The organism is Cedecea neteri NBRC 105707 = ATCC 33855 (assembly GCF_001571265.1).
Taxonomy (GTDB): domain Bacteria; phylum Pseudomonadota; class Gammaproteobacteria; order Enterobacterales; family Enterobacteriaceae; genus Cedecea; species Cedecea neteri.
This window is the reverse complement of the sequence record NZ_BCTL01000022.1, coordinates 82,906-108,906: the sequence shown is the minus strand read 5'-3', so window position 1 is coordinate 108,906 and position 26,001 is coordinate 82,906. Positions and strand designations below refer to the sequence as shown.

Sequence of the window (26,001 nt, the reverse complement as noted above, 5' to 3'; positions counted from 1 at the left end):
CTATTTAAAGTAATAAACACCCGCATGGCATCAATTATGCCAGGGACAAGCTCGCATTAAAATTGAAACAGACTAAGGAGTTATATATGGATATCAGACAAAGTATTCACAGCGATCATGCTAAAACGCTGGACACTGCCGGGATTAGAAAAGAGTTTTTAGTTGAAAAGATTTTCGAAGCCGATAAATACACGATGGTTTACAGCCATATCGATCGCATCGTGATTGGCGGCATTATGCCGGTGAATAAAACCATTTCCATTAGTGAAGAAGTCGGCAAACAGTTCGGCGTGAACTATTTCCTCGAACGCCGTGAGCTGGGGCTGATTAATATTGGCGGCGCGGCGGTTATTACCGTCGATGGCGCCGAATATCGCGTAGAAAAAGAAGAGGCGTTGTATATCGGTAAAGGCTCGCGCGAGGTGACGTTCGCAAGCGTAGACAGCGCAACGCCGGCCAAACTCTATTACAACAGCGCGCCTGCCCACCACGTGTACCCGACAAGGACAATTACCGGCGCAGATACGGTGGCCGCACCGTTGGGCAGCCTGGAAAGCTGCAATAAACGCACCATTCGCAAGTATCTGGTGCCGGAGGTGCTAGACACCTGCCAGCTCAGCATGGGCATGACCCGGCTTGAAGAGGGCAGCAACTGGAACTCGATGCCCAGCCACACCCACGAGCGCCGCATGGAAGTCTATTTCTACTTCGACATGGATGAAGACACCATTGTTTTCCACATGATGGGCAAGCCGCAGGAAACGCGTCACGTTGTCATGCACAACGAACAGGCGGTTATTTCACCGAGCTGGTCGATTCACTCGGGTGTCGGAACCAAACGCTACACCTTCATTTGGGGCATGATCGGCGAGAACTTAACCTTCGACGATATGGACCACATCGCTATGAAAGATATTCGCTAAATCGCTATCGCACGTAAGGAGTACATCATGGTTTTAGAACAGTTTGCTTTAACAGGAAAAGTTGCGTTAGTGACCGGCTGTAATACCGGGCTGGGGCAGGGCATGGCGGTAGGCCTGGCGCAGGCGGGCTGCGATATTATTGGCGTAAACATTGCTGAACCGCTGGAAACCCGCCAGCAAATTGAAGCGCTGGGACGACGCTTTGTGAATATCGCCGCCGACCTGAGCCGCTACGAGAATTTGCAAAACGTGACCGATGAGGCCTCCGCCGTTTTTGGGCGCATAGATATTCTGGTGAATAACGCCGGAATTATTCGCCGCCAGGATGCCCTTGAGTTTTCCGAACAGGATTGGGACGACGTGATGAACGTGAACGTCAAAACGGTCTTCTTCCTTTCTCAGGCGGTAGCGAAACAGTTCATCAGGCAGGAAACCGGAGGCAAAATCATTAACATTGCTTCGATGCTTTCATTCCAGGGCGGGATCCGCGTGCCTTCTTATACGGCGTCCAAAAGCGGCGTGATGGGCATTACCCGGCTGATGGCTAACGAATGGGCGAAACATAAGATCAACGTCAATGCGATTGCGCCGGGCTATATGTCCACCAACAACACCGAGCAGTTAAGAGCTGACGCGGAGCGCAGCAGTGAGATCCTCGAACGTATTCCGGCGGGGCGCTGGGGGCTTCCGTCCGATCTGATGGGGCCGGTAGTGTTCCTGGCCTCACCGGCCTCTGACTACGTTAACGGCTACACCGTGGCGGTAGACGGCGGCTGGCTGGCACGCTAAAGTTGCTGACGAAGAGGGAAAAAGCGTGGTTTTTCCCTCTTCGTGGTTATCAGCCGAAAATCAATGAAAGGCCGCCTGAATAACAGGCGGCTTTTTCCATTACCTTTTCTTCCAGCTCACGGCGTAGTGATAATGCGACCCGGAGAGTAAAAACTCCGGCGAGACGCTCGGGCTCCACGAATCGTCCCCGCCCACGCCCATATGATAACCGTCGATATTCAGCCAGCTTCCTGCCTCTGCTTTCAATAAATGCCGATGAGTTGCTTCATGGAGCTGTTTCTGCCCGTAGCGGCTGATACTGAAATGAAACTTGCCGCGCCACTGATTGCGGCCGTACTCAAGCCGTGAAGTGTCACAGCGCAGGCCATTTTCGCTCGGGAATACGTAAGGCGTATACATGTCGGCCAGCGGCAGCGTCCAGCGGTCAAACAGCGCCGAGCTTTTGCGGTCGGCGTAGTTCTCGTGCGGCCCGCGCCCAAACCAGCTAACTTCTGGCTCCAGATCCACAAGCTGGCAGCTGAGGCCAATACGCGCCGGAGCTGGCGTGCCGGGGGCAATCTCCACGTCTACCGTGATATGCAGTTCGCCTTCGCTATCAATACGGTAGCTTTTGCGGCTGATAAACAGTGTTTTACCGTTGCCCTGCCAGCGATGAACGGTGCGAACCAGCACGGCGTTGCTCAGCCTGTCCGCGTCGAAGCTCAACAATTCCGGCGTCAGGTCGTACATGCCCGCGGCCTTCCAGCGTTCCACCCAGGCATTAGGATCGATATGTGCGGCCTCGCTAATGCCGATGTCATTATCCAGCGGCGCACGAGTGAAGTTATCCTGCAGCGGCGTGAGCAGCGTAGGGCGTTGGTGGCTAAACCACTGGCTGAGCAGGCCGCTTCTACGCTCAAAACGCCAGTGCTGGTCGCCGTGGAATACGTCAACGTGCCTGTCGTCCATTTGCAGTAATGGCGCAGCGCCCACGGGGCTGATAGTTGGCCGCGCTAACGCAGACGGCAACTGCCACTGAGCCTGAGCGCAGCTATGCCCGGCTTCACTCCATGACGTCGAGGCCGTCCGCAGCACTTCAACATGCAGCCAGACCTGGCCCGGGCTGATTATCTCCGGCAGCTCAAGCGGAAACTCGCGGGTTTCTTCCGGCGCAAGGTACAGCGAGAGTTCACCGCTGGCCAGCACTTCGCCTTCGTTTTTTAACGCCCAGATCAACCGTTCGTTATCGCTATGTCGGAACAGGTATTCGCTGGTGACCTCCAGCCGGTTTTCGGGCAGCAGGCGGAACTGGAAGAACTGCTGGGCCTGCTTCGCTTCGAATAAGGCCGGGTGCGGCGTGCGGTCGGCAAAGACCAGGCCGTTCATGCAAAACTGTCGATCGTTTGGCGTGTCGCCAAAATCGCCGCCGTACGCGGACCACGGCTGGTCGTTTTCGTCATATTTTACCAGCGACTGATCGACCCAGTCCCAGACAAAACCGCCCTGCAGGCGTGGGTGCTGACGAAACGCCTCCCAGTACTTGCTGAACCCGCCGAAGCTGTTGCCCATCGCATGGGCATATTCGCACAGAATCAGCGGCCGGTGCTCTTCGGGCAGCCCAATCCATTTCTTAATCGACCACTTTGGCACCTGCGGGAAGGGCTGATCCTGATCGACCCGGGCGTACATCGGGCAAATAATATCGGTGGCCGCCGTGTCTGCGCCGCCGCCTTCGTACTGCACTGGCCGGGTAGGATCGTTGGATTTTATCCAGCGGTAAAGAGCATCGTGATTGCTGCCGTGCCCGGACTCGTTGCCCAAAGACCAGATGATAATGGACGGATGGTTACGGTCACGCTGCACCATGCGGGTAACTCGCTCGGTCATCGCCGGAAGCCAGCGCGGATCGTCGCTCAGGCGGTTCATCGGTACCATGCCGTGGGTTTCAATATTGGCTTCATCCACGACATAAAGGCCGTAAAAATCACACAGCCTGTACCACAGCGGATGATTCGGATAGTGGGAGCAGCGCACGGCATTAAAATTGTTCTGCTTCATCAGCAGAATGTCGCGCCGCATTGTTTCTTCATCCATGACCTGGCCGTTTACCGGATGATGCTCGTGGCGGTTGGTACCACGCAAAAGTAGCGGTTTGCCGTTGAGCTTCAGCAGCCCGCCGGTAATTTCCACTTTGCGGAAGCCAACGTCATAGCCTTCAGCCTCGACAACATGTTCACCCTGGAGCAAAACAACCACGACACGATAGAGATAGGGGGCTTCGGCGCTCCACAGCAGCGGCCGTTCAACCGGCAGGCGCAGGGTAGTGCGGTCGTGATAAGCCCCGCGTTCGTCAATAATGTCGCTGCCGATAGCCTGCTGTTTTGCTGCCAGCAATGTCTCTCCGCGCCAGAGCTGCACCAGCACTTCGCAGGCGCTGATGTTCTGGCCTTCAAGTTTGACTAACGCCCGCAGCTCGCCGTGTGAAAAATCTTCGTTAAGATCGGTGGTTAATTGCACGTCGGCAAGGCGTGTGTCCGGCTTATGCAGCAGCGAAACATCGCGGAAAATACCGCTCATCCGCCACATATCCTGATCTTCCAGATAAGTGCCGTCGCTCCAGCGCAGTACCATCACCGCTATGCGGTTGCTTCCCACTTTTAGCACCGCGCTGAGGTCAAATTCTGAGGGCAGGCGGCTGTCCTGGGCGTAGCCGATCCAGATGCCGTTGCACCACAAATGAAAAGCAGAGTTTACACCATCAAAAATAATCCTCGTTTGCCCGCTCGTCAGCCAGGTTTTATCGACCTCAAATGTGAGCGAGTAACATCCGGTGGGGTTTTCCTGCGGTACAAAAGGAGGATTGACCGGAATCGGGTAGGTGATGTTGGTATAAATGGGCGCATCATAGCCCAGCATTTGCCAGTTCGAAGGCACGGGAATCCCCTCTGCATCGAGGAGATCTGCGCTTAACCAGCTCTCCGGCACTGCTTCTGGGCGAGGAAAATAGCTAAACGTCCATTCACCGTTAAGAGATTGCCGCGACGGTGAGCGCTTATCATCCCTGGCATCTTCCAGTGAACGCCAACTGGAAAACGGTGGATGAGTCGCCAGGGCGTTTAGCTGAGTTACGGCCGGAGTTTCCCAGTCGCGGCGGGCCAGCGTGGACTGGAGTGAAGGGGGGATGTTGGTCATGTTGATGCGCCTGTGAGATAATTGTTATACGCTCACAATTTAGCGACAGGCGTTCAGGAGTAAAGCCATTACGCCGTATTCGGTGATAGGCTTCACAAAGAATGCTGATTTATTTCAGGCGCGAAATCTGCTGCGCGAGGCGAGAAAGCTCATCGGCCAGCTGCGCCGCTGAGGGGGGCATCAGGTTACCCGGTGCGGCGGTCGTTTTACGCTCCACGAGGCTGACCGGATGCAGCGCCGTCAGTGCGCCCGCCTGGTGAATCAGCGTCATAATGCCTTTCACGCTGGCTTCACCGAGCTGCCTGAAATCCTGTCGGATGGTCGTCAGCGGGGGCCAGAAACAGGCGCTGTCTTCGGTATCATCAAAGCCAATAACGGAAACATCCTGCGGCACCGTTAACCCGGCTTCGTGAATAGCGCGCAGCGCGCCCAGCGCCATCTGATCGTTAGCCACAAGAACCGCCGTCGGCTTCTGACCGTCGCGTAAAAGCTGGCTAACCTGTTGGTAGCCGGACAGGGAACTCCAGTCCCCGCGCATAAACGCCACCGGCGCAAGCTGATGCTGTGCCAGCGAGCGCTGCCATCCTTCAAGCCTCAGGCGGGCGGAAACCGAGTTCTCCGGCCCGGCCAGCAGGGCGATATTGCTATGACCCAGCGCGACCAGATGTTCCACGCCAAGGCACGCGCCTGACGCGGAGTCGGTAACGATGTGATTAGCCGAAACGTCCGGTGAAACGTCCAGAAACAGCACGGGAACATCACCGCAGGCCGCCTGCACGGCTCTCACCTCCGCCGTTTCCAGCGGAATATTCACAATCAGCCCGTCAACGCGCTGGGCAAGCAAACTCTTCACGGCGGCGCTGGCCGCAGCTGCACCGGGCTGCTCAACCATCGAAATCATCACATTGAACTGCAGCTCGCCGGCTTTGGATTTTATTGCCGCCGCAATCTGCGAAGGGGCATGCAGGGAAAGGGTGGTGGTTGCCAGGCCAAGCGTCTGGCCGAGTTTCCCCGCCAGCTGCTGCGCCACGCGATTCGGCACATAGTTCAGCGCTTTCATTGCGGCTTCAACCTTTTGCCGCGTTTTCGCCGAAACGTGCGAAGCCTGATTGATCACGCGCGAAACGGTCTGATAAGACACACCCGCCGACTCAGCAACATCGTACAGGGTCACAGATTTCGCTTTCATTGCAGGCTCCTTCTCGCAGACGCTGGTAGGGCGGCTATTCTACACATAACGCGAAAGCCGGGAGAAACTTATGTACAAACTGTATGGCGTGTCGAGTTTTGGGTCGGCCATTACTGAATTGATGCTAACGCTGGTTGAGGAACCTTACAAATTCATCGACGTTGACGGGTTTGATACAGCAGGGCCGATGCGGGATCGGCTGCTGGTGATTAACCCGCTGGCGCAGGTGCCAACCCTTGTGCTGGAAAACGGTGAAGTGCTGACCGAAAGCGCGGCCATCGCGCTCTGGATCCTCGATCGTCATCCGCAGTACGCCCCGCCCATTGGCACACCGGAGCGGCAGCAGTTTTACCGCCTGCTTATCTGGATTGTGGCCAACGTTTACCCCACCTTCACCTACGGCGATTACGGTGAACGCTGGGTAGAAGAAGAGGCGACGGTCCTCACCGAAAACCTTTACCGCTACCGCGAGTCGCTGTGGCTGTGGTTTGAAACGCAGTTAGGTGCTGGCCCCTATATTTTTGGCGAGCAGCTGACTCTGCTGGATTTATATCTGCCGGCGATGACCCGCTGGCGGCCCCGGCAGGCCTGGTTTGACCAACACACGCCTAAGCTTGCGGCCGTGGCTAATCAGGTTCGTGCACTGCCGCAGCTCAATAAAGTGTTGGGCAGAAACGGCATGCTTTAAAGCACGAACGATCATCTGCCTGCTGGCCGCCGCATTTATAGTGAGGCCATTCATTCGCAGCAGGGAATCAGCAAAATGGCATCAGATCTGGGGCTTTATTTCGACCGCATTAACTACCACGGGCCGCGCAGCGCTACGGTGGACACTTTACGTGCGCTGCATCTGGCGCACGCCTGCGCTATTCCGTTTGAGAATCTGGATGTTTTGCTCGGCAGAACACTCCATATCGACGATGAAAGCGTCTTTGAAAAGCTGGTTGTGGCCGGGCGCGGCGGCTGGTGTTTTGAGCAAAATGGCCTGTTCCGTAACGTGCTCGCTGAACTGGGGTTTGAGGTGGAAAACTTAGCGGCCCGCGTGCTGCTGGCCAACCCGCCGCAGATGCCCGCGAGGACGCATCGCCTGACGAAGGTGACCATTGACGGCCAGGACTGGATAGCCGACGTCGGCTTCGGCGGTAAAACGCTGCCCGAACCGGTTCGTCTGGTGGCCGGCGAGATGCAGCAGACTACGCATGGCGTTTACAGTTTCGAGCGGGTTGATCACGACTGGCTGCTGAAATTCCATGATACCGACAAAGTGATTAACCTTTACCGTTTTAGCCTCGAACCGCAATACGACGCTGATTACGAAGCCGGGAACCACTACGTGGCAACGTGGCCACACTCGCACTTCCGCCATTGCCTGACGCTGTGTTTGTACAAGGCCAATGGCGAAAAGAATACGCTCTATAGCGCCGGGGAAAACGCACCGGTCTTTACCCATGCACAAGAGGTTTATGACCTGCTGCAGAAAAACTTCAACTTGCGCTTCGACCATCCGCGCCACGGCATCAGCCTCGATGAGTTTTCAGCGATGCTGATACGGATTGGCGTGATAACACCAGCCTGATAATTCCCCTTAAAACGCCGCAGTTTGTGCCAGCATGCTGCGGCGATCCGCCTCGATCGTAAAACCACACCCAAAAACTCAAAATAAAATAGCAGCGGTATGCGCGTAGAGAGTGGATATATCTTGTTTCAAAGCCAACGCAAGGGTAAAAAGCCGAATAATATGAGGAATATTCAAAAATTGACGTTCCTTTGAAAATTTCCTTTATCAATTTGAGCTTTTTTCTTTTAGCATAACGGCGGTTCTCATCAGGCGGCACAGCGGTTAACACAGGTTATGAAAAACATCTTTCTGGCAATCATCCTTTCTCTTATGGTTATTGGCGCTTTTGCGCATGATCCGCAGCCGGGCACCGGGCTTGATACCCTCGCCGCCGTTCAGGGCAGGTGACAGTTAAGCCACCCGCCTGAGGTTGCTTAACCAGCCCAGCGGGAAGCGCGAATAATGCTGCAGAAGTTCAGCGGTTCGAACCCAGGTTCTTTATCCTGAATGACATCGGCCTTCACGTTGCCAAACGTGGTGGCCGGTTTGTTTTTAATCCCGTCGTAAAACGCCTGAATAATCTCTTCTTTAAATGCCGCCGGGCGAGGGTGCTGCTTCACCACCTGCTCACGCTGTTCGTCGCTGAATTTGTCGTAATCAATCCCCAGCACATCCATTTCTACGCCTGCCGTCACCAGCGCAATTTCTGGGGCCATAAACTCAGGGATGCCCGGCGTGGTATGCAGGGCAATTGCCGTCCACACTTTGTCGATATCGGCCTGGTTGACGCCGTACTGACGCATAAAATCCTGCGCGGCAAACGCGCCGTCCACTTCAAAACGCTTGTCGCAGCTGCAGTGTTCATGGGTCAGCCCCATATCGTGGAACATACAGCCGATGTACAGCAGCTCGTGGTCCACCTTAAGTTCACGCCGCTGCCCGGCCAGCGCGGCCCAGTAATAAACCCGGCTGGAGTGGTGGAACAATAAGTCTGATTCCGTGTCGCGTACCAGCTGCGTGGCCTCACGCGCCATTTTGCTGTCCGGAATGGCAATACCGTTAATTTTTAAGCTCATCTCTTTCTCCTCACGTTGGGGTTGGAGTAGCATAGGCCGCAGTTGAAATGTCTTAAATGATCGCATTACGACGATTTAAGACTTATGCCGCACTTCGCGACGTGGAGAAAACAATGGCGCATCAAATCCTGATCCTGGCGGTACCCGGCGTTCAGCTATTGGATGTTTCGGGGCCGTTGGATGTGTTTGCCGAGGCAAATCGCGTGCTGCATCGCGAGGTTTACCAATCCCGAATTATTGCGCTGGAAGCAGCGACAGTTATGGCGTCTTCCGGCGTGAAAGTGCTGGCTGACGATGTGCTTGAAGCGGCGGTTAGCGGGCGGGAAACCACTTTTCTTATTGCCGGTGCGCCGGATGCGGCAGACGTAACGCTGAGCACCGGGCAGTGCGAAAAAATAGCCAGACTTTGTACCCAGAGCCGTCGTTACGGTTCGGTCTGCACCGGCGCACTTTTGCTGGCACAAACTGGCTTACTACAAGGCAAGAAGGTGACCACCCACTGGTCGGCTTCGTCGCTTTTAGCGGCCCAATATCCCGACACGGAAGTGACTGCCGACGCGCTGTACGTCATGGATGGCCCGCTACGCACGGCGGCAGGCGTGACTTCTGGGCTGGATCTCGCCCTGCGGCTGGTGGAGGAGGATCTTGGCCGGGAAGTGGCGCAGGACATCGCGGCCAATCTGGTGATGTTCTTTAAGCGTCCCGTGAACCAAAACCACTTTATCCGCGAGCAGAAAACGTCGCTCAGCGGGCGCAGCGCGCTGCAGGATCTTCAGCGCTGGACAATCGCCAACATTGCGGAGGTGACCACCGTACAGCAAATGGCGGCGCATATTCACCTCAGCGTGCGGCATTTAACGCGCCTGTTTCATCAGGAAATGCAGGTCACGCCGGGGGACTGGCTGGAAGCCGAGAAAGTGGCAAGGGCGAGGCAGTTGCTGGAGTCCGGCGAGCTGCCGGTGAAGGCGATACCCGCTGCCAGCGGATTTTCCGGGGTGGATACGCTGCGGCGGGCCTTTGTGCGCCGTATGGGCATCACGCCCGCCGCGTATAAAAAGATGTGTTAGCCGCTACACGTTCGGGAACGTAATGCTGCTCCCCGGCGCCTCACGGTGCAGGTGGATAAAGTTCAGATGGCGTTCGTACTGATCGAGAATGTCGATGATCACCTGTTCTTTGCTGTAGTCCATCAGGTCATTGCCCTGGCTGCCCTCCAGCAGGAAGGTTTCCAGCCGGTAATAGGTCGATTTACCGCTGCGGGCGCGGTAGGTAAAGCCCGGCACCGAGTATTTCTGCGGCCAGATCTGGTAAACGAAGTTTTGCTCCTCGCCCATATGTACCCGCAGCTCCAGGTGCCCCAGTTTTTCATCCGGCAGCGGCGGTTCGGCGGAAAGCTCGACCTTCGCGCCACGCAGTTCCAGCTCCTGAGAAACCTCTTCCATTGCCGGGTAGCAAACGGTGTCCATCATCTTCTGGGTATAGCGCGTGCCTGGGTAGTTCATCAGGCGCGACAGGCGCTTTTTCCAGCCGAGGCGGTCCTGAGCGGTCATCATGTACGGCGCGGTGTCGCGGCTGGCGCTGACTCGCCGGTAATCCTCTATCTTCAGGGATTTATACAATCCGGCCATCACGAAGAAGATCACGAAGCTGAACGGCAGGCCCATAATCACCGTCATGTTTTGCAGCGCGGAAATGCCGTTAGTCATCAGCATCCCCATGGTCAGCAGGCCGATAGCAATGGACCAGAAGATACGCAGCCAGTTGGGCGCATCGCTGTTGATGTCCTTCAGCTTAGAGGTGAAGTTCCCCAGCACCAGCGCGCCGGAGTCCGCCGAAGTGACGTAGAACAGCAGGCCGGTGATCGTCGCTACCGAAGCGCTAAAGGTAAAGCCGGGATATTGCGCCAGCAGGCTGTAGAAGCCGCGTTCCGGGTGAGCCATCGCTTCCTGGGCAAATGTGCCGTCGCCGTGAATAATTTCATAGAGCGCGCTGTTGCCGAACACCGAAAGCCAAAGCAGGGTAAAGGTGAACGGAATAATCAGCGTGCCGAGCACAAACTCACGAATGGTGCGGCCACGGGAGATTCGTGCGAGGAACAGGCCGACAAACGGCGACCACGCCACCCACCAGGCCCAGAAGAACAGGGTCCAGTTGTTCATCCATTCCACCGGTCGGTCAAACGCAAAGCTGTTAAGCGTCATGCCCATAAAGCGGTTGATGTAATCGCCGACGTTCAGCACCAGCGCGTTGAGCAGAAACTCGGTATTGCCCATAAACAGCACGAACAGGATTAATCCCAGCGCTAACGCCACGTTCAGCTCGGAAAGGATTCGAATGCCTTTATCGACGCCGGAGGTCACCGAAATAGTGGCGATAATCACCGACAGCACGATCAATGCCGCTTTGGCCCCCAGGCTATCCGGGATATCAAACAGCACGTTCAGCCCGTAGTTCAGCTGCACAACGCCGATCCCAAGCGTAGTGGCGATACCAAAAATGGTGCCAATCACCGCCGCGATATCCACCGTGTGGCCGATCGGGCCATTAATTTTCTTGCCGAAAATAGGATATAGCGCCGAGCGAATCGTCAGCGGCAGGTTATAGCGATAGCTGAAGTAGCCCAGCGCGATGCCCATCAGCGCATACATCGACCAGCCGGTCAGCCCGTAGTGGAACAGCGTCCAGACCATTGCCTGGCGTGCGGCCTCGATGGTTTGTCCGGCACCTTCCGGCGGCTGCATATACTGCGTCACCGGCTCGGCAACGGAGAAGAACATCAGGTCGATGCCTATCCCGGCGGCAAACAGCATCGCCGCCCAGCTCAGTACGCTAAATTCGGGCTTGGATTGTTCCGGCCCGAGCTTGATGGAGCCGAAACGGGAGCAGGCGATAAACACCACAAACACGATATAGAGCGTGGCTGCAAGCAGGTAGTACCAGCCGAAGCGGGAAGAGACCCAGTTCAGGGTGTGGCTAATCAGGTTTGCGGAGAAATCGCTGTAGAAAATGGTCATCAGGGAAAAGCACAAAATCAGCCCGGCGGACGTGTAGAACACCACCGGGTTGATTTTGTCTTTTTCACTGGTAGCAGGAGCAGTAACGGGCTTCGTCATCGATTACCTCAGGTTAAGTAACGGTGACTACTCAGATGAGCAGTTAAGTTTTTCTTGTGAATGCAGATGAGATTGCTTTTTAACAATTCCATAATAAATTTATGGTCTTAAATTGTGATGTTAAATTAATTTATTGAATTCATTCAAATAAAATCCTCATTTTTATAGTTTAGAACATGAATAACTCGCTGTTTTCTTGCCTTTGCGTAACAATTAATACACATTTTATATTGAACGTTCAATCAATAAAAGTTTAAATAGATAACAAGAATTGATGAATGGAGCGAGGCCATGCCCAAAAAAGGTATGCAGCCGATACGGCGGCGACAGCTGATTGACGCCACCCTAAGCGCAATAAATGAAGTGGGTATGCATGATGCGACGGTGGCGCAAATCGCCCGCCGGGCCGGGGTATCAACCGGCATCATCAGCCACTACTTCCAGGACAAGAACGGCCTGCTGGAAGCCACCATGCGTGATGTGACGACCCAGCTTCGCGATGCGGTCGTCGGCAGACTGAAGGCATTGCCCGGCGCTTCTGCTGAACGGCGGCTGTGCGCCATCGTCGACGGAAATTTTGACGAGACGCAGACCCACAGCGCGGCGATGAAAGCCTGGCTGGCATTTTGGGCCAGCAGCATGCACCAGCCGATGCTGTATCGCTTACAGCAGGTCAGCAGCCGTCGCCTGCTATCCACGCTCACCGCCGAGTTCAGACGCGAGCTGCCGAAGCAGGAGGCCCGGCTGGCGGGCTATGGCCTAGCGGCGTTGATAGACGGCCTTTGGCTGCGCGCGGCCTTAAGCGGCAAACCATTTGACCGCAAAGCGGCGAGCGTGCTGACCACGCAATTCATTAATCAGCATCTTGCTGCGGCGAAAACCTAATTTAGCGAGGAGAGGATATGTCCCGATTTGGTGAACAACAGCTTTATATCGACGGCGCTTACGTAAATGCGATCAGCGGCAAAACCTTCGAAACCATCAACCCGGCCAATGGCGAAGTGCTGGCGGTCGTTCAGGCCGCAGGCCGTGAAGACGTAGATCGCGCCGTGGCAGCCGCGAAGAAAGGGCAAAAAATATGGGCGGCAAAAACGCCCGTTGAGCGTGCACGCATTTTGCGCCGCGCGGTCGACATTCTGCGCGAGCGTAACGATGAGCTGGCCAAGCTGGAAACGCTCGACACCGGCAAAGCTTTCAGCGAAACCGCGAGCGTGGACATCGTCACCGGCGCCGACGTGCTGGAGTATTACGCCGGGCTGACAACCACCCTTGAAGGCCAACAGATCCCGCTGCGTGATAGCTCGTTTGTCTATACCCGCCGGGAGCCTTTGGGCGTGGTGGCAGGTATTGGCGCGTGGAATTACCCGATTCAGATTGCGCTTTGGAAGTCCGCCCCCGCGCTGGCGGCAGGTAATGCGATGATCTTCAAACCGAGCGAAGTGACGCCGCTTACCGCGCTTAAGCTGGCAGAGATCTACACCGAAGCGGGCGTGCCGGCCGGCGTCTTTAACGTTTTACCAGGGCTTGGCGCTGAAACCGGACAACTGCTGACGGAACATCCTGGCATCGCCAAAGTTTCCTTCACCGGCGGCGTTGTCAGCGGCAAGAAGGTGATGGCAAACGCGGCGGGTTCTACGCTGAAGCAGGTCACGATGGAGCTGGGCGGCAAGTCTCCGCTGGTTATCTTCGACGACGCCGACCTCAACCTGGCGGCGGACATCGCGATGATGGCCAACTTCTACAGTTCCGGCCAGGTTTGCACCAACGGTACCCGCGTGTTTATTCCCGCCGCGCTGAAAGCCGAATTTGAGCAGAAAATTATTGAACGCGTCGGCCGTATTCGGGCCGGTGACGTCATGGATCCGCAAACTAACTTTGGTCCGCTGGTCAGCTTCCCGCACCGCGAAAACGTGCTGCGCTACATCGAGTCCGGTCGTGAAGAGGGCGCCACGCTGCTGTGCGGCGGTGACAAACTGCGCGGCGGAGATTTTGATAACGGGGCCTGGGTTGCGCCCACCGTCTTCACCGACTGCCGCGATGAAATGAAAATCGTCCGCGAAGAGATCTTCGGGCCGGTGATGTCGATCCTCAGCTACGAAACAGAAGAGGAAGTGATTCGCCGCGCCAACGATACGGATTACGGCCTGGCGGCCGGCGTGGTCACCAACGATCTCACTCGGGCGCACCGCGTTATCCATCAGCTTGAAGCCGGGATTTGCTGGATCAACACCTGGGGCGAGTCGGCGGCAGAAATGCCTGTTGGCGGCTACAAGCATTCCGGCATCGGGCGTGAAAATGGCCTGATGACGCTGCAAAGCTATACGCAAGTTAAGTCAATCCAACTGGAGATGGGCACCTATCAGTCAATCTTTTAACCCCACCTGAGGAGGATGAATGGAATTTGATTACATCATTATTGGAGCGGGTTCCGCAGGTAATGTTTTAGCTGCACGTTTAACGGAAGATCCCGACACCACCGTCCTGCTGCTTGAGGCCGGTGGCCCGGATTATCGCTTTGATTTTCGCACTCAAATGCCTGCGGCGCTGGCGTTTCCGCTGCAGGGCAAGCGCTACAACTGGGCGTATGAAACTGACCCGGAGCCGTTTATGAATAACCGCCGCATGGAGTGCGGGCGCGGCAAAGGGCTGGGTGGCTCATCCCTGATTAACGGCATGTGCTACATCCGTGGCAACGCGATGGATCTCGACAACTGGGCGTCGATGCCGGGGCTGGAGAACTGGAGCTATCTGGACTGCCTGCCGTACTACCGTAAAGCGGAAACCCGCGATATCGGCCCAAACGATTACCACGGTGGCGAAGGCCCGGTGTCCGTCACCACGCCTAAGCAGGGCAATAATCCGCTGTTTCACGCGATGATTGAGGCAGGCGTCGAGGCGGGCTATCCGCGTACCGACGATCTGAACGGTTATCAGCAGGAAGGCTTCGGGCCGATGGACCGCACCGTGACGCCAAAAGGCCGCCGCGCAAGCACCGCCCGTGGCTATCTCGATGAGGCAAAGAAGCGTGAAAACCTGACCATCGTGACGCACGCAACCACCGACCGCATCATCTTTGATAGTTTGCGCGCGGTTGGCGTCGAATATCTGGTGAACGAAAGCACCGTGCATTCCGTGGCGAAAGCGCGGAAAGAAGTTCTGCTGAGCGCAGGTGCGATTGCTTCGCCGCAGATCCTGCAGCGTTCCGGGGTAGGTGATGCCGAGTTCCTGGCAAGCCTGGAAATCCCTGTGGTACATGACCTGCCGGGCGTAGGCGAGAACCTGCAGGATCACCTGGAAATGTACCTGCAGTATGAATGCAAAGAGCCGGTGTCGCTTTACCCGGCGCTGCAATGGTACAACCAGCCAAAAATCGGCGCGGAGTGGCTGTTTAACGGCACCGGCGTTGGTGCGAGCAACCAGTTTGAAGCGGGCGGGTTTATCCGCAGCCGCGAAGAATTTAGCTGGCCGAACATTCAGTACCACTTCCTGCCGGTGGCGATTAACTACAACGGTTCGAACGCGGTGAAAGAGCACGGCTTCCAGTGCCATGTGGGGTCTATGCGCTCCCCAAGCCGGGGCCGCGTGAAACTGAAGTCGCGCGATCCGCACGAGCACCCAAGCATTCTGTTCAACTATATGTCTCACGAACAGGACTGGCACGAGTTCCGTGATGCGATTCGTATTACCCGCGAAATCATGCAGCAACCTGCGCTGGATAAATACCGTGGGCGTGAAATCAGCCCGGGTCTTGACTGCCAGACGGACGAGCAGCTGGATGAGTTTGTGCGTAACCATGCGGAAACCGCTTTTCACCCGTGCGGCAGCTGCAAGATGGGGCACGATGAAATGTCCGTGGTGGATGAGCAAGGCCGGGTTCACGGCCTGCAGGGGCTGCGTGTCGTCGATGCTTCGATCATGCCACAAATCATCACCGGCAACCTGAACGCGACCACCATTATGATTGGCGAAAAAATTGCCGATGCCATTCGCGGCAAGGCCTCGCTGCCACGCAGCACCGCCAGCTATTACAAGGCGGAACAGTCGCCGGTGAGAAAAGAGCCGGTTCGCAAAATTCAGTAACCATTAAAGGCCAGTAAAAACTGGCCTTTCTTTTGCCCGCCGCTTGCCCGATCCCCTTGAGAAGCAGTAAAACTACTGTTCAACAACAAAAAGGAGAATCACCGTGCCGCATATCGAAATTAAATGTTTCCCACGTGACCTTACCGAAGAACAAAAGCAGGCCGTGGCCAGCGAAATGTGTGACGTGCTGAAAAAGCACTTCGGCTCGAAGGACGAGTCGCTGTCCGTGGCGCTGAAGATGATTGAGCAGTCACGCTGGAAAGAAGAGGTCTGGGACACGCAGATCGCGCCCGAGATGGACGCGCTGCTTAAGAAGCCGGGCTACAGCCTGTAAGTGATATTAAAGGTGACAATGTCACCTTATGCATACCGGATTATCGTAAAACCCTCACGCTCATCGGGCGCAACGAAGTAGCGAGTAATCAAATCAAACTGCGCGTCCGTAGCGGCAAAATCGTGAGTTCCGCTGCTGTTGCGGGCGCGCAATCTCTCCCGACAAACGTCATCAGGCACGTCCAGATAGTGCAGGCGATTATCTGCCCCGGCCTGGTCAATCACCGTTTTCATCCACTGCCGGTTTGCCAGCGTATTGGCCGGAAAATCGAGCACCACTGATAGCCCGTTCCTCAGTAGGGAAACCAGATGCGGCGTTAGCGCATTTTTCAGCTTGCCTGAGCACGCCACGTAATCCGCCACGCTCTGCATCTGCTCGCCGTAAAGTGCGGCAAGCCAGCCGTCTTCGCTGACCAGAATGGTATTGGGTGCTTCCATCAGCTTTGCGCTTAGCGTGGATTTACCGGCGGCGATTTTGCCGCATAAAAGGTGAAGCGTGGGTCTATGGGGGGAAGTTGACATCTCTGCCTCAGGGTAAGGGTTATGTCTGCACCACTGTCTACCTGCGGAGCGAAAGATACAACTGGTAAAAATGGCGGGTCAGGCGTAGACCCGCCAGAGTGTTACTTCAGCTTCGTCCAGTATGTTCCCGTTTCTTTAACGGTCAGGAACTGCTGATTTATTTCATCCAGCGTTTGCTGCGGATCCATATCCGCAAACAGCTGAGGGTGGAAGGTTTTGGCAAAGAACTCAACGTCCAGCAGGTGCCACGGCGAGAGGTAGAAGTTATGCCATACCGCCCAGGCTTTTCCGTTCTGGATAGCGTTCAGATTCGAAATCACTTTCTGCTGGCTAAGCACCTGGGTAAAACTTTGCCGAGCCTGAGTCGCCGTCACCTCGGAGCCAAGCTGCAGCCTGCCTTTTTGATCCGGCCCGGCGCTGCCGGTCGCAATGTAAATATCCGGGTTCACCGTCAGCAGCGCCTCCGGGGAAATCTTGCCATAAACGCCGGGGAAGCGGCTGACGGCAATATTATCCCCGCCGGCAAAGGCCAGTAGATCCGCCAGGTTGCCGCGCCCGACGGTGGTACAGCAGTCGCTTTTATCGCCTAAATGCAGTTGCAGCATGACCGTGGGCTTCACGGGTTTAGCCTCAGCCAGCCGTTGGGCAATTTTCTCCATATGCTGCTGATAGAAGGCAATAAATTTTTCCGTTTTCGGCTGGTCGTTGAGCGCTTCGCCCAGAATACGCAGGCTCGGGACGGTGTTATTCAGCTGATCGACGCGGAAATCAACGTAAATCACCGGAATATGCGCCTGCGTTAGCTGGTTTAGAAAGCTGTCGTGATTGCTCTCTTTCTTAGCGTAGATCGGCAAAATCACCAGGTCCGGGTGCAGGGCGATAACTTTCTCGACGCTTATCTGCGAGAAGTTATTGTTGCCGATAACCGGAATGTTTCCGATCTCCGGGAAGGCCGCCGTGTAACGGTTCCAGGTCTGCGGATCCAGACGCTGTAAATCCGCAGGCCAGCCGACTACCCGCTTCGCCGGGTTACCGTCTTCCACCAGGGCGAGGGTATAAATCATTCGGCTTTCACCGACGACAAGGCGCTGCGGGTTATCCGGCACTTCAACCTTACGCTGCAGGATATCGGTAATCGTTTTGGCCTGACTGCCGGCGCTGAGCGCCAGCAGAGCCGCAAGTAACAGCGACTTTTTCATCTCAGAAATCCACGCTGGCGGAGAGATAAACGGTGCGCGGTTCGCCTTCAATAACGCGCAGGTTACCGGCGCTGGACTCGTAGTACTCGCGGTCAAACAGGTTTTTGACGTTCAGCTTCAGCTCGGTATTTTTGCCGACCAGCTTGCTGTCCCAGGCCACAAACGCGTCCGCCACGGTGTAAGCCGGCATGGTGAAGCTGTTTTCCGGGTCGCCCGCACGGCTGCCAACATAGCGCCCGCCGCCGCCCAGGCGTAATTCACCCGGCAGCCAGGAGAAACGCAGGGTATGGCTGAGGTACAGGCCGCCCATGGTCGTTGGGGCATTCACCAGGCGGTTGCCGACGTTCACCGGATTAACGTTGTCTTCAACAATCTCGGTTTTGTCATAGCTGTAGTTCGCCGTCAGGTTCCAGTCCTGCGCAATTTCGCCGTTAAGCTCTAATTCCGCGCCGGTTGAACGCGCTTTCGGGATGTTGCGCGTAACGCCGTTGATAAACACCGACATGTCTTTTTCATCAATGCGGTAGAGCGCCAGGCTGCTGGTAAGGTGTGGTGACATCTGCCATTTCGCGCCCACTTCCCAGGTAGTGCCTTTTTCGGTGGAGGCGACGTTGCCGTTATCGTCGGTCTGTGTCGAGGGCGTAAATGATTTGCTGTAGCTGCCGTACAGCGAAACGTCAGGCACGATCTTGTACACGAGGCCCAGCTGCGGCAGGAAAGCATTGCCCCGGTCTTCCAGCGTGGTTTGCGGATTTACCCAACCGGCGCTTGAGGTCTGGGTATAGCGTTGCAGGCGGCCACCCAGCACGGCAATCCACTGGTCGGTCAAATGAATGCTGTCTTTCGCAAACACGGAGCGGCTGTAGAGATTAGTGCGCAGATTGCTGTTGGAATCGCTATAGGTGCTGCCGTTGGTGACCGGCGAGACGCCGTACACCGGGTTATACATATTGAAGGTTTTGGTCACCTTCCCACGGTAGGAATACTTCTTGTAGGTTTCGTTTTGCTCGTAGTCCGCGCCCAGGGTGATGTCGTGGGTCATACCCAGCAGTTCAGGGCTGCCGCTGATGTCCCAGGAAGCGTAATCCGTCTGGTGGTTAAAGCCACGGTTAGCATCCGCGCGGCGGGAAACCAGGCCGCTATTAGGATCGACCGCCGTGGCGCGTACTTCGTTACTGTCGTAGCGGCGCTGCATCCAGGCGTAGTTCAGGTTAGTTTCCCAGGTATCATCCAGCTTGTACGAATAGTTGGTCGTCAGGCGTTTGTTCTTGCCCCAGGCGTGGTTGGCGTAATCGTCGATGCGGCGATCGTAAGGGATGTTCAGCGGTTTACCGTTGATAAACGCCGTGCCACGGTCATAAGGAATGTCGAACTTATATTCCACGTAGCTGATGTTGAAGGAGGCTTTGTCGCCGTACCAGCTGAGCGACGGGGCAATCAACGTGTGCTCATCGGTGCCGAAGTTACGCCAGTAATCTTCGTGCTGGCGTTCAGCCACCAGGCGGAAGGCGAAACCGTTGCCGAGCGGGCCGGTCACGTCGACCATGCCGGAACCGCCGCCGTTACTGCTGCTTGTGCCGCTGACGTGGGTGTTCCAGGTGTACTGCGGTTTCTTGCTGACGAGGTTGATCACGCCGCCGGGGTTCAGAATGCCGTAGAGCAGGGAGGCTGAGCCTTTCAGCACCTCGACATGGTCGATGCTGGAGTCCATCGCCAGGCCCTGGTTGCTGCGTACCCCGTCGATAAATACGGAACCGTCGCTGTTCGAACCAAACCCGCGTTTGACAAAACCATCTTCGATGCCGCCGAGAGTATTACTCTGCGTGACGCCGCTGACGAACTTCATCGCGTCGTTGACCGAGGTGACCGCGTAATCGTCAATCACCTGCGGCGTGACCACGCTAACGGACTGCGGGATTTCGCTGCGCGCCGTTTTGCTGCGCGAGGCGATAGTAGAGTCATCCTGGGTATAGCTGGTTGGGGAGCCGTCCGGGTTCGCGTTAGCGACCACGGTTAAGGTGTCTTCCTTCGGTTTGTCGGCGGCGAAAGCCGGGGCGCCAACGATGAAGGTTGAAATGATTAATAACTTTGAATTAAGAAGTGCCTGGCGAACGAAAGTAGAACCAAAAGGAATGCGATTCATGATGTTGTTTATCTGAACTGAAGCGATTTTATAATGGGAATTGAGATGATAATGACAATAATTAGCATTTACAATATTAACTCTGCTTACATAATTACTGGTTTTTTATCCAAAATCCTGATGATTTAGCGGGGAATATGCAGAAAAAGAGAGGAACGCGGGACGAGCGTCCCGCGTAAATACGAAGGGGATTACCCGACTTCCGGCAGCAGGCCGACGGTAATTAAGAACTGAATAACAATCACCGCGATGCCGCAGGCAAAGACCAGCGCTAGCAGCGGTTTACCGCCCGCGACTCGCCAGGCTGCCTCGGCGTGCTGCTTACGGCTCTGCCACACCAGCATGGAAGGAACCAGCAGGGCAAGCACCGCCAGCGCCACGCCCGCATAACCCAGCGCCATCACAAATCCCTGCGGGTAAAACAGCGCAAAGACCAGCGGCGGCAGGAAGGTCATCAGCCCGGTTTGCAGGCGGCCAGAGGCTTTACGGTTGCGGGCAAAGAGATCGCCCAGGTAGTCGAATAAGCCCAGGGAAACCCCAAGGAACGAGGTCGCCAGCGCGAAGTCGGCAAACAGATGCACCGCCAGCTCCACGTGCGGGGTGGCGACAACCTGGCGAACGACCTGCAGGAACCCGTTCAGCCCGGAGTGTTCGGCCATCAGCCCGGTAAAGGTAGCAGAGTCAATCGCGCCGAGGGTGGCGAGCTGCCAGAAGATATAGGCCACCAGTGGAATAGCGCTGCCGACGATAAACACCCAGCGCAGCTTACGAATATTGCCGTTCATGTAGCTGACAATGCTCGGCACGCTGCCGTGGAAGCCAAACGAGGTGAAAATCACCGGAATAGCGGACAGCGCCAGGCCTTTCTCAATCGGCAGCGTCAGCAGGTTGGTGTGGTGGATATGCGGCATCATCAGCGCCAGCATCACCACCAGCAGAATGATTTTGGCGCTAAACAACACACGGTTAAACATGTCGACCATGTGGGTGCCAACACAGACAATCCCACCCGCGACCACGGTAAACATTAATACGCCGGAGGTTGCAGAAATCGTCGTAGAAAGCCACTGGCTGAGGCTTGCGGCCAACAGTTCACCTGCGCCGCTGATGTAGGCTGCCGTGAGCGCGTACATCAGAAACAGCATGCTAAAACCGGTTAACCATTGCCCGGGGCGGCCAAGATAGCGCCGGGCGAGGGTGCCAAGGCCGGTGTCCGCAGAGACGTGCTGATAAACTTCTACCAGCAGCAGCGCGGTGTAACACATCAATGCCCAAAGGCCGACGAGCATCAGCAGCGTGACGCCAAACCCTACGCCCGCCGAAGCCAGCGGCATCGCCAGCATTCCTGCGCCAATTGTGGTTCCCGCCACGATGAAAACACTGCCAAGAGTCCTGTTCTTCACGCTTCCCTCTGAATTTACGAAGAGCTGTATGCAATTATGCCGCGCAGGGTAAGGGAAAAGCGTAGATGCGTCAAATGAGGGTTACGCGGCGTGTATCGTTATGTTTACGATTTAGATTAAGTGATGGTGACGTTGTCACGTAATAAAATTAAACCAATCAGTACTTGCCATGTCGTGGGAAATTAAGGCTTTATTAATATAAATAGTAATAATAACTAATCTCTTTCTCATGGAGAGCATCAATCAATGAAAGCAAATTTGGTCCTGACAGGGTTACTGCTCGCATCGGCGGGCTGCGGCGCAACCACTTATCCCATCACGGTTACCGACATGGATAACCAGCGAATTACGATTGAAAAAGAACCGCAGCACGTCATATTGCAGGACGGGCGGGACATTCTTTCCCTCGCTCTGCTCGATCGCGAAGACCCGTTCAAGCGCGTTGTTGCGTGGAATAATCTGCCGAAAAAGCAGGACACCCAAACCTGGGACGTGCTGAAGCGCAAATGGCCGGAAGCCACAAAGATTATTGATATGGGCTTTAGCGACCAGGGCGAAGTTAACCTTGAGAGCGTGCTGGCCCAACAGCCGGACATCATGATTGCGCAACTGCGGGCCAAGCCTGCGCTCGAGCAAACCGGTGTCATCAAGTCGCTTAAGAAACTGAATATTCCCGTAGTGTTTGTTGATTATGAGCTGCACCCGGTGGAAAACACCGCCAACAGCGTGAAGCTGCTGGGCACCGTGCTTAATCAGGAACAACGCGCCAAAGAGTACACCGATTATTATCAGCAGCACCTGACCCGCATCCAGCAGGTTGCCGCCGAGGTTAAAAATAAACCGACCGTGTTTATTGAGCCGATTGCCGGCAACACCGAAAACTGCTGTTTTACCCACGGGCATAACGGCTGGGGCGCGCTGGTCGAAGCCGTAGGCGGGAAAAACATTGGATCTACGCTACTGCCGGGCAGCGCAGGGTTTGTGTCGATGGAGCAGATAATCGCCATGAAGCCTGACGTCTATATTATGTCTGGCTCCAAACGCCCGAACCCGAGCGTGTTACCGTTTGGCTATGGCGGCACGCCGCAGGAAGTGAATGCTACCTTTGATAAGCTGCTGGCTCGCACCACGTTCCAGAGCATTGAGCCGGTAAAAGAGGGCAAAGTGTATGGCGTTTACCACCACTTCTATAATCACCCGTATAACATCATCGGGATGGAGATTTTGGCCAAAGACCTGTATCCGCAAAAATTGCAGGATCTTGACCCTACGGCGGATTACCACCAGATAATTACTCAGTTCACGCAGATCCCTGACGATCCGATTCTGTTGAGCTATTCGTATAAGAAACAGTGATTTAAAGAGCAAAGAAAAACAAAACCCGCCTTTTTATGGGCGGGTTTTGTTTTATCAGTCCCGGGAAATGCTGATTCCCGCATCCTTCATTTGCTGCAGCGCCCCTGGCATGTCCAGCAGCGCTTCTGCGGTGAGCAGGCCGCATTTATCACTTTTCAGCATCGCCTTAATCACCGTCAGAACGCCAAATGCGGTCATATGAGCCTGCCCGAATGGGTTGGAAGCGATAATCCGCTTTTCGACAGGCGCTCCGGCGCTATCCGTTCCGGCAATATCAACGTACAGATCAATAGACGGCGTGCCGCGCTGTTGCATACCTGTCGACGTTCCGCTGACAATATCTAACCTGATGGAAGTTGCTCCGGTCATCGCCGCCACCGCAGTGGTATCCAGAATGTTGAACGGCATGCCTTGAACTCGTTCGCCATTGTGCAGCGTAATCTCACGTGGTGCCGAACAACGTTCCCAGTTGCCGGACTGGCGAATTAGCGCGGGCGCAAGCTCATTGCCTAATTCGCTAGTGGAAAGCTCACCCAGCGGATCTGCAGGGTCGTGAAGGGCAGAGAGATTCACGCTGTCAACGGCACGAAAATCGGCGGCAAGCAGGGCGACCAGGGGCAGAAACATGCTCGCTTCGTAATAGCCCAGCGGCACAACGGGCTGAGTGGGCTGGTAGCGCTGCGTTAAATTCAGCAACGGCAAAATATCGTCGCCGGAGGCTTGGGTGATATTGATGAAGGCGATGTTATTTCTGATGGCAAATTCCGCCAGCAGGTTTTTAGGATCCGGCACGGCGGCAATAATAAGCTGCGCGTGGGCGGCCTGTTCAGGAACCTCTGTGCCAGCAAGATCGATAAACGCTGAACTGGCAAAACCTAACTGCTCGACAAGCTTCGTGCTTTTTTCCGGATTGCGGCCCGCAATGATCAGCTCGGCAGCAGGGAAATGCTCCCGAATCTGGCAGGCAATCGCAGAGCCGATCATGCCGTAGCCACCGGCGATAAAGACTTTCTCTAACTTGATGTTTTTCATCTTAAACCTCTTTTTCGCTCGCAACGTTGCGATGGCGAGACTTTATCTCCCGTCTGGTGTGTAATAAAGATCATGAATTTTCTTGGGGAAGTGAGGAATATTCACTAATGAGCATCAAGCTGGTGGATTTCAGCTATTTCGTGATCGTGGCGAAGTACCGCAGTTTTCGGCAAGCCTCGGAAGACATTGGCTTAACGCCTTCGGCCGTCAGCCACTCTATTCGTCAGCTGGAAGAGAGGCTTAAAGTCAGACTTTTCAACCGCACTACGCGCAGCGTGTCGCTCACCGAGGCAGGCAGAAAACTCTATGACAAAGTCGCGCCGGCTTTTGACGACATCAGCCTCACGCTGGACGAGCTTAACCTTTACCGCGATACGCCAATGGGCGTTATTCGGCTCAATGCCGTGCGGCAGGGCGGCAGGCTGCAGCTTGCGCCGCTGATTGCCGACTTTACCCGTCAGTATCCTGACATTCAGGTTGAAGTGCAGATGGACGATCGGCTGGTGGATATCGTGAAGGCGCAGCTGGATGCAGGCGTGAGGCTAAACAGGGTCATAGAGAAGGACATGAAGGCGATCCCTTTAGGCCCGCCGGTACGCTACGCGGTTGTCGCCACGCCAGAGTATTTTGCGCTTCACGGTTCCCCGACCGAGCCACAAGGATTAACTCAACACCAATGTATTCAATTCCGTTACCCCAGCGGGAAAGCTTTTGGCTGGTATTTTGAACAAGCCTCACAACGTGAGGAGGTCGTTGTGCGTGGACCCGTGGTCGTGGACGACCTGGATATTGCTCTCGACATGGCGCTTAACGGTGTGGGGCTGGCCTATGTGCTGCGGGAGATGGCCGAACCGTATCTTAAAAGCGGGAAGTTGATTTCCGTCCTGGATGACTGGTTGCCCGAGTTGCCAGGTTTTCACCTCTATTTCCCGAATCGTAAGCATCCGTCCGCCGCTTTCCGCGCTTTTCTGGACTTTCTTAAGACGTGGCAATAAAAACGCAAAAAGTCTTATTGACGTGCATCAGGTAATTACCCTGGTGTAAATCAGAATATACTGCGTAGATTCTAATATTTAAAAAATATAAAATATGCATTTGTATTTTTAGAAGGAGCTAATATGTTTACGTCACGAGAGCGTAGTCTGGGAAAGTTAGTTGTTGAGCGTTTTAGAAAAAGACGGGCCGAGCGAATAAATAACCTGATGGTTAAGGAAGGCGCTTATTGGTACGATAATTTCATCACCCGAACGTCACTGCTTGAAGGGCTATCACTTTTAATTCCAGGTCTTAAATTCGGTGAAGATGTTAATGATTTTAGAGATTTAGGTAACAGCAACTACAGGGCACTATTGAGGGCTCTTGATAAACTTGATGACCATGAGTTACAGTTCTTTAAAACATTTATCAATTCGCATTTTTATGTTTGTCATGCCACAAATAACCCTGCCATAGCAACCAAAAAAGATATGGTGTTATTTTCCAGAAGGAAGTTAATTGAGCAAGATATAAAGTTTAACACTTATAATACCGCGTATGTAGACATTGCTGGACTTGCAAATGATGATAATGTCTTTTTCTCTTTAGAAATAGGTGCCAGACCGCAAAAAACAATCCCCGGCGCAGGTGGAAGCCGATTCGGCAATACTTATTATAAAGTTGCTTACACAGATCCTTCCTTTGATTTTTCATCTTTATATCTTTTTGATCAAGCATTGATGGATATACCTCAGTGCAAAATATCAGATATTAGTGAGGAGGCAAAAGCAATTTTAAATAGCCGGAAGTATACCAGAAAATCAATTTGTTTTTATGGCAGAAAGTCGCTTCCCGCACTGGCATTGTCAATCATATCTGCAACAAGGCTGTTGCCTGAAAGAGACAGGCTGGTGTTACTTGGCTGCAGAACAGAAAAAGAAAAAAACGAACTGCTGCGTTATCTTTTTAGAATTGAGATCAGGGTTCCGAGGTTAGTAGGAATTAAACATGGAGGATACTACCGTTTCGCTCGGAAAAAATAACACTCACATGTTATCTCAAACTTATTTTTACTCCGACTCATTAATCTCGTTCCTTACCCAATAAAAAACCCGCCGAAAGGCGGGTTTGAACATGTG

Annotated in this window: 21 protein-coding genes; 12 read left to right on the top strand and 9 right to left on the bottom strand. The window is 54.8% G+C overall.

The window, feature by feature from the left end:
• The first annotated feature begins 86 nt into the window (after window positions 1–86).
• Entirely contained in the window at window positions 87–923 is an 837-nt protein-coding gene (kduI, locus tag CNE01S_RS25235; protein ID WP_061275861.1) for a 5-dehydro-4-deoxy-D-glucuronate isomerase, read from the top strand.
• Window positions 924–950: 27 nt separating this feature from the next.
• Window positions 951–1,712, top strand: coding sequence for a 2-dehydro-3-deoxy-D-gluconate 5-dehydrogenase KduD (gene kduD / locus CNE01S_RS25230; RefSeq protein WP_061275859.1), 762 nt, complete (start codon window positions 951–953; stop codon window positions 1,710–1,712).
• Between the two features lie 99 nt (window positions 1,713–1,811).
• Here the strand turns inward: kduD and CNE01S_RS10705 are convergent, their stop codons facing one another.
• Together CNE01S_RS10705 and CNE01S_RS10700 are read right to left on the bottom strand one after the other, a co-directional pair.
• The gene (locus CNE01S_RS10705; protein WP_061275857.1) at window positions 1,812–4,883 is read right to left on the bottom strand and encodes a beta-galactosidase; all 3,072 of its coding nucleotides are present in this window, start codon (window positions 4,881–4,883) and stop codon (window positions 1,812–1,814) included.
• Window positions 4,884–4,992: 109 nt separating this feature from the next.
• Window positions 4,993–6,072, bottom strand: a complete 1,080-nt coding sequence (locus tag CNE01S_RS10700) for a LacI family DNA-binding transcriptional regulator (protein WP_061275855.1) — start codon at window positions 6,070–6,072, stop codon at window positions 4,993–4,995.
• A gap of 70 nt (window positions 6,073–6,142) precedes the next feature.
• Here CNE01S_RS10700 and CNE01S_RS10695 point away from each other — a divergent pair, with 70 nt between their 5' ends.
• Window positions 6,143–6,760, top strand: a complete 618-nt coding sequence (locus tag CNE01S_RS10695; protein WP_061275853.1) for a glutathione S-transferase family protein — start codon at window positions 6,143–6,145, stop codon at window positions 6,758–6,760.
• A gap of 75 nt (window positions 6,761–6,835) precedes the next feature.
• Complete coding sequence (locus CNE01S_RS10690; protein ID WP_061275851.1) at window positions 6,836–7,648, top strand: arylamine N-acetyltransferase family protein; 813 nt, start codon at window positions 6,836–6,838, stop codon at window positions 7,646–7,648.
• A 416-nt stretch (window positions 7,649–8,064) separates the two neighbouring features.
• Here the strand turns inward: CNE01S_RS10690 and CNE01S_RS10685 are convergent, their stop codons facing one another.
• The gene (locus tag CNE01S_RS10685) at window positions 8,065–8,706 is read right to left on the bottom strand and encodes an HD domain-containing protein (RefSeq protein ID WP_061275849.1); all 642 of its coding nucleotides are present in this window, start codon (window positions 8,704–8,706) and stop codon (window positions 8,065–8,067) included.
• 113 nt (window positions 8,707–8,819) lie between these two features.
• Between CNE01S_RS10685 and CNE01S_RS10680 the strand changes: the two genes are divergently transcribed.
• Entirely contained in the window at window positions 8,820–9,773 is a 954-nt protein-coding gene (locus tag CNE01S_RS10680) for a GlxA family transcriptional regulator (protein WP_061275847.1), read from the top strand.
• 3 nt (window positions 9,774–9,776) lie between these two features.
• On the opposite strand, the gene CNE01S_RS10675 is transcribed toward CNE01S_RS10680, so the two are convergent.
• Complete coding sequence (locus CNE01S_RS10675) at window positions 9,777–11,819, bottom strand: choline transporter (RefSeq protein WP_061275845.1); 2,043 nt, start codon at window positions 11,817–11,819, stop codon at window positions 9,777–9,779.
• 291 nt (window positions 11,820–12,110) lie between these two features.
• Between CNE01S_RS10675 and betI the strand changes: the two genes are divergently transcribed.
• The 4 genes from betI to pptA all read left to right on the top strand — a co-directional run bounded on the left by betI (window position 12,111) and on the right by pptA (window position 16,233).
• The gene (betI, locus tag CNE01S_RS10670; RefSeq protein ID WP_061275843.1) at window positions 12,111–12,704 is read left to right on the top strand and encodes a transcriptional regulator BetI; all 594 of its coding nucleotides are present in this window, start codon (window positions 12,111–12,113) and stop codon (window positions 12,702–12,704) included.
• Between the two features lie 17 nt (window positions 12,705–12,721).
• A complete protein-coding gene (gene betB / locus CNE01S_RS10665) occupies window positions 12,722–14,194 on the top strand; it encodes a betaine-aldehyde dehydrogenase (RefSeq protein ID WP_061275841.1) in 1,473 nt (490 codons plus the stop codon).
• Between the two features lie 19 nt (window positions 14,195–14,213).
• Window positions 14,214–15,899, top strand: a complete 1,686-nt coding sequence (gene betA, locus CNE01S_RS10660) for a choline dehydrogenase (RefSeq protein ID WP_061275839.1) — start codon at window positions 14,214–14,216, stop codon at window positions 15,897–15,899.
• A gap of 103 nt (window positions 15,900–16,002) precedes the next feature.
• Window positions 16,003–16,233: a tautomerase PptA gene (pptA, locus tag CNE01S_RS10655; RefSeq protein WP_038472275.1), complete on the top strand. Its 231-nt coding sequence runs from the start codon at window positions 16,003–16,005 to the stop codon at window positions 16,231–16,233.
• Between the two features lie 26 nt (window positions 16,234–16,259).
• On the opposite strand, the gene CNE01S_RS10650 is transcribed toward pptA, so the two are convergent.
• The 4 genes from CNE01S_RS10650 to tyrP all read right to left on the bottom strand — a co-directional run bounded on the left by CNE01S_RS10650 (window position 16,260) and on the right by tyrP (window position 21,499).
• Window positions 16,260–16,754 carry a P-loop nucleotide/nucleoside kinase family protein gene (locus CNE01S_RS10650; RefSeq protein WP_061275837.1) on the bottom strand — a complete coding sequence of 165 codons (495 nt, stop codon included), beginning with the start codon at window positions 16,752–16,754 and terminating at the stop codon, window positions 16,260–16,262.
• A 101-nt stretch (window positions 16,755–16,855) separates the two neighbouring features.
• Window positions 16,856–17,953: an ABC transporter substrate-binding protein gene (locus tag CNE01S_RS10645; RefSeq protein WP_061275835.1), complete on the bottom strand. Its 1,098-nt coding sequence runs from the start codon at window positions 17,951–17,953 to the stop codon at window positions 16,856–16,858.
• Between the two features lies 1 nt (window position 17,954).
• The gene (locus CNE01S_RS10640; protein WP_082763206.1) at window positions 17,955–20,096 is read right to left on the bottom strand and encodes a TonB-dependent siderophore receptor; all 2,142 of its coding nucleotides are present in this window, start codon (window positions 20,094–20,096) and stop codon (window positions 17,955–17,957) included.
• A 191-nt stretch (window positions 20,097–20,287) separates the two neighbouring features.
• Window positions 20,288–21,499 (bottom strand): tyrosine transporter TyrP, encoded by a 1,212-nt coding sequence (gene tyrP / locus CNE01S_RS10635; RefSeq protein WP_061275832.1) that lies wholly within the window; start codon window positions 21,497–21,499, stop codon window positions 20,288–20,290.
• 246 nt (window positions 21,500–21,745) lie between these two features.
• On the opposite strand from tyrP, the gene CNE01S_RS10630 reads away from it, so the two are divergent.
• Window positions 21,746–22,855: an ABC transporter substrate-binding protein gene (locus CNE01S_RS10630; RefSeq protein ID WP_061275830.1), complete on the top strand. Its 1,110-nt coding sequence runs from the start codon at window positions 21,746–21,748 to the stop codon at window positions 22,853–22,855.
• Between the two features lie 54 nt (window positions 22,856–22,909).
• On the opposite strand, the gene CNE01S_RS10625 is transcribed toward CNE01S_RS10630, so the two are convergent.
• Entirely contained in the window at window positions 22,910–23,887 is a 978-nt protein-coding gene (locus CNE01S_RS10625; RefSeq protein ID WP_061275828.1) for an NAD(P)-binding domain-containing protein, read from the bottom strand.
• A 107-nt stretch (window positions 23,888–23,994) separates the two neighbouring features.
• Here CNE01S_RS10625 and CNE01S_RS10620 point away from each other — a divergent pair, with 107 nt between their 5' ends.
• On the top strand, window positions 23,995–24,882 hold the full coding sequence (locus CNE01S_RS10620) for a LysR family transcriptional regulator (protein ID WP_061275826.1): 888 nt from the start codon (window positions 23,995–23,997) through the stop codon (window positions 24,880–24,882).
• Window positions 24,883–25,005: 123 nt separating this feature from the next.
• Window positions 25,006–25,905, top strand: coding sequence for a hypothetical protein (locus CNE01S_RS10615; protein WP_061275824.1), 900 nt, complete (start codon window positions 25,006–25,008; stop codon window positions 25,903–25,905).
• Window positions 25,906–26,001 lie beyond the last annotated feature (96 nt).